Origin of the sequence: Streptomyces sp. 8N616 (genome assembly GCF_052246385.1) — a bacterium.
Taxonomy (GTDB): Bacteria; Actinomycetota; Actinomycetes; order Streptomycetales; family Streptomycetaceae; genus Streptomyces.
Map to the genome: position 1 here is coordinate 1 of NZ_JBQQBY010000050.1, position 12,233 is coordinate 12,233.

8 protein-coding genes are annotated in these 12,233 nt (G+C 74.4%); 3 read left to right on the plus strand and 5 right to left on the minus strand.

Annotation, left to right across the window (positions count from 1 at the left end; translation table 11 throughout):
- Window positions 1–130: 130 nt before the first annotated feature.
- Window positions 131–2,245 (minus strand): HelD family protein, encoded by a 2,115-nt coding sequence (locus tag ACTWQC_RS32290; protein WP_443319409.1) that lies wholly within the window; start codon window positions 2,243–2,245, stop codon window positions 131–133.
- Window positions 2,246–2,552: 307 nt separating this feature from the next.
- On the opposite strand from ACTWQC_RS32290, the gene ACTWQC_RS32295 reads away from it, so the two are divergent.
- Complete coding sequence (locus ACTWQC_RS32295) at window positions 2,553–2,753, plus strand: hypothetical protein (protein ID WP_443319410.1); 201 nt, start codon at window positions 2,553–2,555, stop codon at window positions 2,751–2,753.
- Between the two features lie 13 nt (window positions 2,754–2,766).
- On the opposite strand, the gene ACTWQC_RS32300 is transcribed toward ACTWQC_RS32295, so the two are convergent.
- Entirely contained in the window at window positions 2,767–4,485 is a 1,719-nt protein-coding gene (locus ACTWQC_RS32300) for a DNA repair helicase XPB (protein WP_443319411.1), read from the minus strand.
- Between the two features lie 524 nt (window positions 4,486–5,009).
- The gene (locus tag ACTWQC_RS32305) at window positions 5,010–8,159 is read right to left on the minus strand and encodes a helicase-associated domain-containing protein (RefSeq protein ID WP_443319412.1); all 3,150 of its coding nucleotides are present in this window, start codon (window positions 8,157–8,159) and stop codon (window positions 5,010–5,012) included.
- A gap of 567 nt (window positions 8,160–8,726) precedes the next feature.
- Between ACTWQC_RS32305 and ACTWQC_RS32310 the strand changes: the two genes are divergently transcribed.
- Window positions 8,727–9,965, plus strand: a complete 1,239-nt coding sequence (locus ACTWQC_RS32310) for a Cmx/CmrA family chloramphenicol efflux MFS transporter (RefSeq protein ID WP_443319451.1) — start codon at window positions 8,727–8,729, stop codon at window positions 9,963–9,965.
- Window positions 9,966–10,406: 441 nt separating this feature from the next.
- On the opposite strand, the gene ACTWQC_RS32315 is transcribed toward ACTWQC_RS32310, so the two are convergent.
- Together ACTWQC_RS32315 and ACTWQC_RS32320 are read right to left on the minus strand one after the other, a co-directional pair.
- On the minus strand, window positions 10,407–10,667 hold the full coding sequence (locus ACTWQC_RS32315) for a DUF4031 domain-containing protein (protein ID WP_443319413.1): 261 nt from the start codon (window positions 10,665–10,667) through the stop codon (window positions 10,407–10,409).
- 2 nt (window positions 10,668–10,669) lie between these two features.
- A complete protein-coding gene (locus ACTWQC_RS32320; protein ID WP_443319452.1) occupies window positions 10,670–11,041 on the minus strand; it encodes a hypothetical protein in 372 nt (123 codons plus the stop codon).
- A 58-nt stretch (window positions 11,042–11,099) separates the two neighbouring features.
- Between ACTWQC_RS32320 and ACTWQC_RS32325 the strand changes: the two genes are divergently transcribed.
- Window positions 11,100–12,041, plus strand: a complete 942-nt coding sequence (locus ACTWQC_RS32325) for a MurR/RpiR family transcriptional regulator (RefSeq protein ID WP_443319414.1) — start codon at window positions 11,100–11,102, stop codon at window positions 12,039–12,041.
- Window positions 12,042–12,233: the final 192 nt, after the last annotated feature.

The following is a 12,233-nucleotide window of genomic DNA, read 5'->3' on the forward strand; positions in this document are numbered from 1 at the left end:
ATGCGGGTTATGACCGTGCGGACGAGGTCGCACGCGAGCGCGAGGTCCGCATCCCGATGCGGGAGGGCGCATGAACCCCGGTGTGGGCAATCGTTCCGCCCCGCGGAACGAATGCCCACAACCCGGGGCGTCAGCCCGCCAACTGCCGTGGGAGCGGCGCTCCGTGGATCACCCACAGGCCCGAGACCGCGCGGGTCAGCGCCACATACAGGCGGCGCAGCCCGGTGCGTTCATCCGGCTCGGCGTCGACCACGGCCGCCGGTTCGTCGACGACCACGTAGTCGTACTCCAGGCCCTTGGCCAGTGACGCCGGGACCAGGGTCAGCCGCACAGCGGCAGAGGTCTCTTCGCCCGGAGCGAGGTGAGCGATCCCGGCACCCCCCAACGCCTCCGTCAGCGCCGGAATCCGCGCGTCCGCCGCGATAAGACCCACCGACCCCTCGCGCGCCAGCGCCTCCCCGCACGCGGCGAGGACCGCCGCGTCCAGATCGCCCGGCGCGACCTGCCGGATCTCCAGCGAGCCGGGCGACTCCCGTACCGACGACGCCTCCGCGAGCCCCGGCGCGATGGCCGGAAGCAGCCGGGACGCGTACGCGATGATCTCGCGCGGCACGCGGAAGCCCGCCGTCAGCTCCTCGATCCGCGCGTCCGGTTTCCCCAGGTGCGCCAGCGCCTCGGGCCAACTCCCCGTCGCCCAGGGCGTGGTGCCCTGCGCGAGGTCGCCGAGCACCGTCGCGGAACCCGTGGAGCAGCGCCGCCCCACCGCCCGGTACTGCATCGGCGACAGGTCCTGCGCCTCGTCCAGCACCACATGTCCGAGCGACGGCGTGCGCTCGACGAGGTCCGCCGCCTCGTCGATCAGCACCGCGTCGGCCGCGGACCACTTCGCGGCCCGCACTCCCCTGGCTTTCGGCATGGGGGACCCCAGCACCGGTTTCTGCCAGAGGATCTCCTTCTGCTCCTCGGCGGTCAGCAGCCCCTCCGCCTGCTCCGCCAGGAAGTCCGGGTCCGAGAGCAGCCGCAGCACCAGCTTCGCCGGGTCCACCGGCGGCCACATCGCCTTGACCGCCGCCTTCACGGCAGGGTTGCGGGCCACCGCGTCCTGCACGCGGTCGTCCGGCGCCTCGCCCGCCGCCTCCATCCGTACGAGCACCGCGTGCGCGATCCGCTGCGGAAGTGCTGCCCTGGCGGCCTCGTATCGGATGTCACGCGCCTGCAACTCCCGTACCAGCTCCTCCAGTTCGTACGCCGGAATGCGCCAGCGACGCGAGCCGCGCACGACGACGCAGGGTTCTGTCGGCATCGTGACGCCGGACCGTACGGCCCGCCGCAGCACGTCCGCCATCCTCGCGTCGCCCTTGATCCGGGCCGCGGCGGCGGTGTCCTCGCCGCGCAGCTCCACGCGCCCGACCAGGTCGCCGACCGTCGCCTGTCTGACCTCCAACTCACCTAGCGCAGGAAGCACTTGCTCGATGTAGTGGAGGAAGGACCGATTCGGCCCGATGACGAGGGTGCCCGTGCGGGCGAGCCGCTCCCGGTGCGCGTAGAGCAGATACGCCACGCGGTGCAGACCGACGGCCGTCTTGCCGGTGCCGGGCGCGCCTTGCACACACACCGTCCCGGCGAGCCCGGCCCGTACGATCTCGTCCTGCTCGGGCTGGATCGTCGCCACGATGTCCCGCATGGGGCCGACGCGCGGCCGCTCGATCTCGGCCTGGAGCAGCTTGCTCGCCGTGCCCTTCTCGGCCTCTGCGGGGTCGGAGAGGTGCTCGTCCTCGTACGCGGTGAGGTCGCCGCCGGTGTAGCCGAAGCGCCGCCGCAGGGCGACGGCCATGGGGGCCTTCTTGGAGGCCCGGTAGAAGGGCTGGGAGACGGGCGCGCGCCAGTCGACGACCATCGGGTCGCCGTCGGCGTCGTGTACGTGCCGCCGCCCGATGTAGCACCTTTGGTCTTCTTCTCCGCCTCCGGCGGGGGGTTCCCCCTCGCCGCCCTCGGCGAGCTCCGCCCCCGGTGCGTGGAGGTAGTCGAGGCGGCCGAAGAAGAGCGGGGTGTGGGCGTGGTCGGCGAGGGCCTTGATGCGCTCGCCGATCTGGTGCTCCAGGACGGCGGCGTTCACCCAGTTCGCGGTGACGTCGCTGATGTCGAGCGCCTCGACGTCGGCGCGCATGGCGCGCAACGCGGCGCGTGACGCGGCGAGGTGGGCGCGCTCGCGTCGGAGCGGGTCGGTGTCTTCGTGCGCGGGCACGGCTGAGCCTTCCGGGCAGAGCAGCAGTGGATGGATTCGAGCGGATCCCGGCCGGTTGCCGTCCGGACGGAGGCTCTCCCTCAGCTGAGCGGGAGGCGGGCAGACGCGGCATATTAGCCACCGGCGCCCGAAACGGCGAACGAATTTCCGGCGGGCGGTCCCGGGGGCGGCCGCCGCCCCCGAGCCCACCTCAGGGGCATCCCTCCCGGGTGGGGCAAGGGTCTCCACCTGAGGGCTGACGGGCCCGTACCGCCGCCTCAGACCGCTGGCGGATGTGCTCCGAACGCGTGAAATCCATCATGGAGACATGAGCTCCGCATCGTTCACCCCGGCACACCGTCCGCCCGCCCCAGGGGCCTCCGCCCTCGGGGCAGGGCCCGCCCACCACCAGCGCATTCTGCACGCCCTGGGCAATGCGCTGCGCGCGATCCGCGTCTACGCGGAGGCCGCGTTCAGAGTCGTCGTCCTCGGCGAGTACGCGGAAAGATCACCGGTGATCCGCCGCTGACGCCAGCGGCCCGCTAGACCTCGCCGCCCACCTCGTCCCCGACGCCGTCCACCCCGTCCACGTCGTCCATTCCGTCCGCCCCGTCAGCCCCATCCGCCGTCAGCAGGTCACCCGCGTCGACGATCCGGTACGCGTAGCCCTGCTCCGCCAGGAAGCGCTGGCGGTGGGCCGCGAAGTCCTGGTCGATCGTGTCGCGCGCGACGACCGAGTAGAAGATCGCCGGGTGACCGTCCGCCTTCGGGCGCAGTACGCGGCCGAGCCGCTGGGCCTCCTCCTGCCGCGACCCGAACGTGCCCGACACCTGGATCGCGACCGTCGCCTCCGGCAGGTCCACCGAGAAGTTCGCGACCTTGGACACCACGAGCACGCTGATCTCACCCTGCCGGAAGCCGTCGAAGAGCTTCTCGCGCTGCGCGTTGGTCGTCTCGCCCTTGATCACCGGAGCCCGCAGGTGCTCGCCCAGCTCGTCGAGCTGGTCGATGTACTGGCCGATGACGAGCGTCTGCTGACCGCGGTGCTGCTCGACCAGCGCCTCGGTGATCCGGCGCTTGCTGTCCGTCGTCGCGCAGTACCGGTACTTCTCGTCCGTCTCGGCCGTCGCGTACGCCAGCCGCTCGGAGTCGGTCAGATTGACCCGCACCTCGACGCAGTCCGCGGGCGCGATGTAGCCCTGCGCCTCGATCTCCTTCCAGGGCGCGTCGAAGCGCTTCGGGCCGATGAGCGAGAAGACGTCCGACTCGCGGCCGTCCTCCCGTACGAGGGTCGCGGTCAGGCCGAGGCGCCGGCGGGCCTGCAGATCGGCGGTGAACTTGAAGACCGGCGCGGGCAGCAGGTGCACCTCGTCGTAGACGATCAGGCCCCAGTCGCGGGAGTCGAACAGCTCCAGGTGCGGATAGATGCCCTTCCGCTTCGTGGTGAGGACCTGGTACGTGGCGATGGTGACCGGCCGGATCTCCTTCCGCGCACCGCTGTACTCGCCGATCTCGTCCTCGGTGAGCGAGGTGCGCCGCACCAGCTCGTGCTTCCACTGGCGCGCGGAGACGGTGTTCGTGACGAGGATGAGCGTCGTCGACTTGGCGGTCGCCATCGCACCGGCGCCGACCAGCGTCTTGCCCGCGCCACAGGGCAGGACGACGACGCCGGAGCCGCCGTGCCAGAAGTTCTCGACGGCGTGGTTCTGGTACGGGCGCAGCGCCCAGCCGTCCTCGCGCAGCTCGATGGGGTGCGCCTCGCCGTCCACGTAACCGGCCATGTCCTCGGCGGGCCAGCCGAGCTTGAGCAGCGTCTGCTTGATCTGGCCGCGCTCGGAGGGGTGCACGGCGACCGTGTCCTGATCGATGCGGGCGCCGACGAGCGGCTGGACCCGCCGGGAGCGGAGGATCTCCTCGAGGACCGGGCGGTCGGTGGTGACCAGGACGAGGCCGTGGGTGGGGTGCTTCTCGAGGCGCAGCCGCCCGTAGCGGGCCATGGTCTCGGCGACGTCGACGAGGAGGGCGTGCGGCACGGGGTAGCGCGAGAACTCGACGAGCGCGTCGACGACCTGCTCGGCGTCGTGCCCGGCCGCGCGGGCGTTCCACAGCCCGAGCGGGGTGACGCGGTAGGTGTGGATGTGCTCGGGAGCGCGCTCCAGCTCCGCGAAGGGGGCGATGGCGCGGCGGCACGCTTCCGCCTGCTCGTGGTCGACTTCCAGGAGCAGCGTCTTGTCGCTCTGGACGATGAGCGGTCCGTTCACGCCTCGGCCCTTTCTACTGGCGGTGCGGCCGGCGGGGTGGAGGAGCAGGGCGGGGGCTCCGACCGGACCGGCCAAACCTCCAGTGTGCCCCATGCGGCGAGGTGGCCGGGTGGCCCCGGCCACAAACACCTGGGAGCCCCGGGGGCTGCCGGTCGGGGCCGGTCGGGCCGGTCCGCGGCCACTCGCTCCTCACCCGGCCCTCACCCGGCCCTCACTTGGCCCTAGCCGGCTCTCAGAGGACGGGGAGGTGGAGGTTGTTCACCAGCGGGCCTTCCACCTGGAACTCGACGGTACGGGGACGGCGCTCGCCGGGACGGTGAGCACGGCGAGGAGCGCGCCGGCTCCGAGCCGCACGGCGGCGATTCGGCGCATGAATGACTCTCTTCCACAGTTTCCACAGCGGTTCGGGCAGTGGGTTCCCGCGTTGATGCCGGCGTTGATTCGGGCAGTGGTTCCGGCTGTCGCCGGAGTGGCCGGACCGCGGACCGCTGGGGGGAGGCGAGTCCGAGGCAAGATCCGTCGGACTAGGCAGGTCCGTCGGCGAGCTCGGCGACGCCGGTGATGCGGTGCAGGGGGAAGGTGCGGACCTCGTCGGCGGTGTGGTCGTACGCCGTGACGAAGCCGCCCTCCACCCGGACCGGCGCGATCACCCGCTGGCTGGCCGCCCCGTCCGCGTTGACGTAGCCGATCCACACGGCGGTGCTGGCCAGCGCGGCGGCCTGCATAGTGGCGAGGGTCTCGGCAGAGGTGGTGCGGGGAAGGCGGCCGCCGCCGTCCGCGGGCGCGGCGGTGGAGGCGGAGGCGGCTGTGGTCGCGGCAGCGGGCCTGGTGACGGCCGTGGCGGCCAGGTCGCCCGCGCGGATGGCCTTGACCGCCGCGCCGAGCAGAGTGTCGTCGGGGACGGGCGGACCGCCGTGTACGGGGGCGGGCGCGGTGCGGGGCGGGGTGCGGTACGCGTCCGCGCGGGTCACCAGCACGTCGCCCTCGGCCGACTCGGCGGCCGGCGCGTAACCCATCTCGCGCAGCCGCTCCAGCAGCAGGTCGGGCGTGGCCTGCGCGGCCACCACGGTCGGCGCGAGACGGCGCAGCCGCAGACTGGACGAGCGGCGGTCGGCGAGGATCTCGGCGAGCAGCGCGTCGTCGTCGCAGCGGACGTACGCGAAGGCGGCGCCGACGCGGAGGTTGCCGTGCTTGCGCGCCACGTCGTCGATCAGATAGCTGAGCGGCTGCGGTACGGGCGTACGGGAGTGCTCCGCGAGGAACGCGTGGAGGTCGGCCGCCGTCTGCCCGGCGTCGAGTGCCCGGCGCACGGAGCCGGGGGTGAAGCGGTAGACGGTCGCGCCGCCCTTCGACTCGACGTCCGCCAGCACCCCGAGCACCTGCGCCAGCGGCCGCTCCAGCGGCCCCGGCGCGACAGCGGTCAGATCGGCCTGCAGCAGCACGTGATCGAGCGGCTCGGGCAACTGCGGTGCGAGCAGCGCGGCGGCCTGCGCGACCGCCGCCGCGACCTCTTCGGCGGTCGGCATCCCGGCCCACGCGGGGCCGTACCCGGCTGCGGCGAATGTGCGGGCGGCTGCCGCGCCACGGCCGCTGGCCCCCAGCGCTGCGCCCTCCCCGGCCCCTTCAGGTTCAGGGGCGCGCCCGGCCCGGTCGGTTGGCGGTGCTGCCCCCGGTGCGTCCGACTCCGCCACGTCCTGTCCGGCTACTTGAGCCGCGGCCGCTTCAGTGTCCGCTGCCAAGCCCCCGGCCGCCCCTCCGGAGGCGCGCCCGGCCCGGTCGGGGCGCCCGCCTCGAGGAGCGCCGACGCGATCCGCGTCCGGCTCGGTCGGGCCGGTCCGCTCGTCGGCGGGCGTAAGGCCCAGCAGGGCGCGGCCGTGGGTGGAGAGGGCGCCGCGGCCGGTGACGCCGAGGAGTTCTGCCTCGGTCAGGGTCCAGCGCGCGAGGCGGGAGCGGAGGCCCTCCGGGGCGGGCGCAGCCGTCCGGGCCTGGCTCTGGGACGAGGTCCGGCCCTGGGTCTGGGGCTGGGCCTGCCGGCCGGCTGTGGCGATCCGGGTGGCGGCCGAGCGCGCCCGCGCGGCGGTGGAGGACCCGGCGGATGCGGCGGGTGTGGCGCCGCCACCAGCCGTCGGGCGCCCGGCCGTTCCGGCGCCGGGGCCGGGGCCGGTGGCCGCGCCTGTCCCGGAGGCCGCACCGGCAGCCTCCCCGCACGTACCCCCGTCCGCGCCGGAGGCGGCCCCGTGTTCCCAGCGCAGGCACGCCAGCAGCGCATCCGGATCCGGCGCCGTGCCCTCCGGCAGGGAGGCGAGGAGCTCCAGGACGCGGCGGCGGACGTACGGGGCCGGGGAGCGGTCGAGGCCAGGACCGAGGGCCGCCAGCGTGCGCCCCTTCGCGTCCTGGCCTCCGACGGGTCCGGCCGTGCGGGTGGCCCCGAGCCAGGCCGAGACCAGCGCGGCCCACCGCTGCTCGGCGGGCTGCCCCAGCCACTCGTCGTACGCCGGGGTCGGCGCGAATCGCTCGTCCGCCTCGCCGTCGGAGGCGAGCAGCCCGGCGGCGTAGGCGAGTTCGAGCCAGAAGGCCGCGGTCGGCTCGTCCGTGTCGAGCGCGGCGGCGGTCCGCTTGAGGTCGCGGACGCTCAGGCCGCCCGCGCGCAGGGCGGCGGGCCCGCCGAGGTCCCACTCCTTCAGCAGGTCCTCAACCGTGCCGAGGGCCGTGAAAGCCTGACCCGCGGCGGTCGCGTCGACGATCCGGGGCCGGTGCTCGGCCGCGGGCGCGAGGGGCGGCGGCAGCGGCTCGGGCGTGCGGTGCGCGCGGCCGCCGCGCAGGTGCAGCGCGACCTCGCGCGGCAGCACGACCGTGCCGACACCCATCGGCAGCAGCAGCCCGCGGGCGGTGAGCCAGCGGACCGGCGCCGACGGCTGCGCGGGCACGGTCCCGTACGGCGGGCCCCATGCGAGCCGGGCGAGGATCTCCCCCGACTCCTCCGGCGCCCCGGCGAGCAGCGCCGCCATCCGCTCGCGGTCGCGGAAGAGGGCGGTGAGTGCTTCGACGGCGGTCACCGGGTCGTGGGTGGTCGGCAGCCCGGCTGTGGCGATGATCTCCTGGAGGCGGCCGGGCGACATCCCGGCGGTGGCCTCGGCGACGGTGGGCCCGAGCCCGGTGGGCGACGGGGCGGCCGCGCCCGCGGCGCCTGCGGCGCCTGCTGCCCCGGGGGCGCTGGGCGCGAGCACCTCGCGGGCCGTACGGACCAGATGCAGCCGGTCGTCACCGCCCCAGACGAGCGCCTGGGCGCGGAGCGCGGCGACGGCGCGGGGCAGTTCGCGTGCGACGGCCTCGTCGCCGGAGTCACCCGCCATGAGGCCGAGCAGTACGGAGTACGGGCACGGGTCGGGGGCGACCGCCAGCGCCTCGGCGGTCTGCAGGGCGAACCGGTCGAGGCGCTCGAGGGCCCGTACGACGGAGGCGCGGGTGCCGGCGCGGGTGGCGAGCTGGGTGAGGTCGCCGGGGACCGGGGAGAGCAGGTCGGGGCGGGCGCGGAGGAGGACGGCGAGGTCGGCGTCGGGGCGCGTGCGCAGCTCCTCGGCGAGCGTGCGGGGCGCCGCCCCGGCGCGCCGCCCACCGCCGCGGCGGCGACGCTCCGCCGACGCGCGCGCCTCCGGATCCCGCTCGCTGGTCATCCGCACCACGATATCCGCTCCCCGCCAACCACCGGGATGCCCACCGCATCCCCCACCACCCCGCGGGGCCGGGTCGCGCAGGCGCGACTGAGGCGGAGGGAGCAGAGTCGGGGTGGTGCGTTCGGCTGGGGCGTGGGGCCGCGCGCCCGGCTGGGGCCGGGGGCCGGAGGAGCGGCTGGGGCCGGGAGGCCGCGGGTGCCGCTGGGCGAGGCACGCGGCCAGAGCGCCGCGGGGCGGATGGCGGCGGCTTCACTCCGCGGGGTCGGCCGGGCCGAATGCAGCCCCGCCGACCGAAGTAGTCCACCGACCGATGGGAAGGGGGCCAAGCCCTCTCAGAAGAAGGGCCGGTGGGGGGAGACAGTCCCGCGGAGCCGCGCCCCTCGGCCGGGAGCTCGGCCGGTACTCGGCCCAGGGCTGAGCCCGGCACTCGGCCCGGAGCTGGGCCTGGCGCTCAGCCCAGGACCCGGCCCGGCACCCGCCCCCGGCGCTCCCCCCTCCGCGCTCGGAATGTCAGGCGCACCAACGGCGTTGGGAACTGTCATGCCACCCAACGCCGAGCGCACCCGCATGCCCCCCGCCGTCCACATCCTCGGCATATCCGTCTTCGCCCTCGGAACCTCGGAGTTCATGCTCTCCGGCCTGCTGCCGACCATCGCCGACGACATGGGCGTGTCCATCCCGCAGGCCGGGCTGCTGATCTCGGCCTTCGCGATCGGCATGGTCGTAGGCGCCCCGCTGCTCGCCGTCGCGACCCTCCGGCTCCCCCGCCGTACGACCCTCATCACGCTGCTCGGCGTATTCGGCCTCGGTCAGATCGGCGGAGCAATCGCACCCGGATACGGGTTCCTGTTCGCCTCGCGCGTCATCAGCGCCCTTGCCTGCGCGGGCTTCTGGGCCGTCGGAGCGGCGGTCGCCGTCGCGATGGTGCCGGTCAACGCGCGCGCCCGCGCGCTGGCGGTGCTGATCGGCGGACTGAGCATCGCGAACGTCCTCGGCGTCCCGGCCGGCGCGCTCCTCGGCGAGCACTTCGGCTGGCGGTCGGCGTTCTGGGCGGTCGGCGGGATGTCCGCGGTCGCGCTCGTCGGCGTGGTCGCGCTGATCCCGCGCATCCCCGTCCCCGAAGGGCGGCCGAAGCTCCGCCGGGAGCTGCGGATCTACCGCGACCGGCAGGTTCTCCTCGCGGTCGCCACGATCGCGCTCGCCGCCGGCGGCGTCTTCTGCGCCTTCAGTTACCTGGCACCGCTCCTCACCGACGTCGCCGGGCTCAGCGACAGCTGGGTTCCCACCGTGCTCGGCCTCTTCGGCATCGGGGCGCTCATCGGTACGGCGATCGGCGGCCGTGTCGCGGACGCACACCTCTTCGGGGTGCTGCTGACCGGCATCACGGCCTCGACGGCCTTCCTCGCGGCGCTCGCCTTCACCGCGCACAGCCCGGTCGCCGCGGTCGCCCTCTCCTTCCTCCTGGGCGTCTCGGCCTTCTACACGGCGCCCGCCCTCAACGCGCGCCTCTTCAACGTCGCGAGCGCGGCCCCGACCCTCGCAGGAGCGACCACCACCGCGGCCTTCAACCTCGGGAACACGGGCGGCCCGTGGATCGGCGGCGCGGTCATCGACGCGGGCTTCGGCTTCCCCTCCACGGCGCTGGCCGGCGCGGTGATGAGTGCGGCGGCGATCGGGACGGCGGCATGGAGCCTCCGCCTCCACCGGCGTGCTGGGAGCACCCGCATGATCGCGGTAGCGGGCTCGCCGCACGCCCTCGAGCACGCCTCCGAGCATTCACCCGCCGACTCGACGACCGGCGCGTAAGGCACGTCCGCACCGCCCGCCACCGCATCCTCGTATGCCCCGGGCGCTCCACCGTCAGCCCGCTCTGGACCGAGCCGACCGGCCTCACGCCTCACGCCTCACGCAGGCCGAAGTCGACAGCGGGCCCTTGGCCGAGCCTGCCGGTTGCCGGCGGCCGAACACCGGGCAGGGGATACGGCTTTGGGCCGGCTGGGGCGACATGAGGAGGCAGCTCGCATGACTGCCGCGCAAGGTGCGAGGCCATTCAGCGCAGCGGAGCCTGCCCGGCCGCCCGGCTCTGGTGCTCATGCCGAGCCCCCGCACGGCCGGATCCACCTGGTCAGGCGTGGGATAGCCGCTGGATTCGGCGACCTTGGTAGACCTGCGGGCTCGCAACGACCGGCGCCAGTTACGCGGCAGTGCCAGACCGCAGGCACGCCGCCCCCGTTAGCCGGCGCCGATTCACCCGCCCTTGCGCCGCCTCAGCCCCGCCTCCGTCAGCCGCCTCACCAGCTCCTTGCTGCTCACCTCGATCGCGCCCAGCTCGACCGCCCCGCGGTAGCGCTCGCTCGGCACGTCGTAGTGGTCCCCGTCGAAGGCCCGCGGCGGGGCGCCGAGCCGGGCCGCGAAGGCGTGCAGCTCCTCGTACGAGACGTCGCTGACCATGTGCGACCACATCCGCCCGTGGCCCGGCCAGGTCGGCGGGTCGATGTAGACCGCCACGCTCAGTGCCCCAGGACGGCGCCCAGGCCGCCCACGGAGGCGACGACCACGCCCGCCTCCGTGCACACCCAGTGCGGATCGGGGCCCAGTTCGGGTTCGATGCCCAGCGCATGCGGATCCCCGCCCTCGGTACAGACCGGACAGACCGGCCAGCGCCCGTACTTGTCCAGCAGCGCGTCCTGGACGTCCTGCGCGATCAGCCCCGCGAGGAAGGGTGCGCCTTCAGGCCACTGCTCGACCCACCAGCGCCGGTGCGCGACCGCGTCCTCGACGAGCGATACCACGTCGGCCTGGGCCACGTCCCCGGCCGCAAGATCGGCGAGTACGAGGGCACGCGCAGCGTGCAGTGCCTGCTCAAGCTCCATAAGCCCCATTGTCACGCCCTTTCCACAGGGGGTTGACTCCACCGGCGGCTGAAAATACCTTCCAAGTGTGAGCAGCAATCTGAAGGAAACTTTCAGCGCCGTGCCGGCCCGCCCGACCGGACCCGATGGGCCCCCCGCGCCCGCCGCCCTCGCCGCCAAGGTCCGTACGCTCGGGCCCTCAATGACCCGCTCGATGCAGCGAGTTGCCGAGGCCGTGGCCGGCGACCCGGCGGGCTGCGCCGCGCTCACCGTCACGGGTCTCGCGGAGCGTACCGGCACCAGCGAGGCCACCGTCGTCCGTACGGCCCGCGTCCTCGGCTACCCGGGCTACCGCGATCTTCGCCTCGCGCTCGCCGGGCTCGCCGCCCAGCAGCAGTCGGGCGCGGCGCCGGCCGTCACCGCCGACATAGCGGTCGACGACCCGATCTCCTCCGTCGTCGCCAAGCTCGCCCAGGAGGAGCAGCAGTGCCTCGCCGACACGGCGGCCGGCCTCGACACCACCCAGCTCGAGTCCGCGGTCGCCGCGCTCGCCACCGCCCGCCGCATTGATGTGTACGGGATCGGCGCCTCCAACCTCGTCGCCCAGGACCTGGTGCAGAAGCTGCTGCGGATCGGGCTGATAGCGCACGCCCATGCGGACCCGCACCTGGCCGTCACCAACGCCGTGCAGCTGCGCGCGGGCGACGTCGCCATCGCGATCACCCACTCCGGGCGGACGACGGACGTCATCGAGCCGCTGCGGGTCGCGTTCGACCACGGCGCGACGACGCTGGCGATCACCGGCCGCCCGGACGCGGACGTCGCGCAGTACGCGGACCACGTCCTCACGACGTCGACCGCGCGCGAGAGCGAGCTGCGGCCCGCCGCCATGTCGAGCCGGACGAGCCAGCTGCTGGTCGTGGACTGCCTGTTCATAGGCGTCGCCCAGCGCACGTACGACGCGGCGGCACCCGCGCTGTCCGCCTCGTACGAAGCACTGGCCCACCGCCACAGCCCCAAGCGGCAGTAGCGGGTCCACCTGCCCGCACCCGAAGAACGACGCCACCCCCTTCCCGCCACAGAGAGTCGACAGGCCATGCCCTCCACCACCCACACCCCGGGCGCCGACCACGCGGAGCACGCCGACCCCGCCGACCCCGCCGACCCCGCCGACCCCGCCGACCCCGGCGACCCCGGCGACCCCGGCGACCCCGGCAACTCC

Coding starts and splice junctions, on each gene's coding strand:
- ACTWQC_RS32295 (WP_443319410.1), top strand. CDS start 2,553: ATGAGCTCCGCATCGTTCACCCCGGCACACCGTCCGCCCGCCCCAGGG.
- ACTWQC_RS32305 (WP_443319412.1), bottom strand. CDS start 8,159: ATGACCAGCGAGCGGGATCCGGAGGCGCGCGCGTCGGCGGAGCGTCGC.
- ACTWQC_RS32310 (WP_443319451.1), top strand. CDS start 8,727: ATGCCCCCCGCCGTCCACATCCTCGGCATATCCGTCTTCGCCCTCGGA.
- ACTWQC_RS32320 (WP_443319452.1), bottom strand. CDS start 11,041: ATGGGGCTTATGGAGCTTGAGCAGGCACTGCACGCTGCGCGTGCCCTC.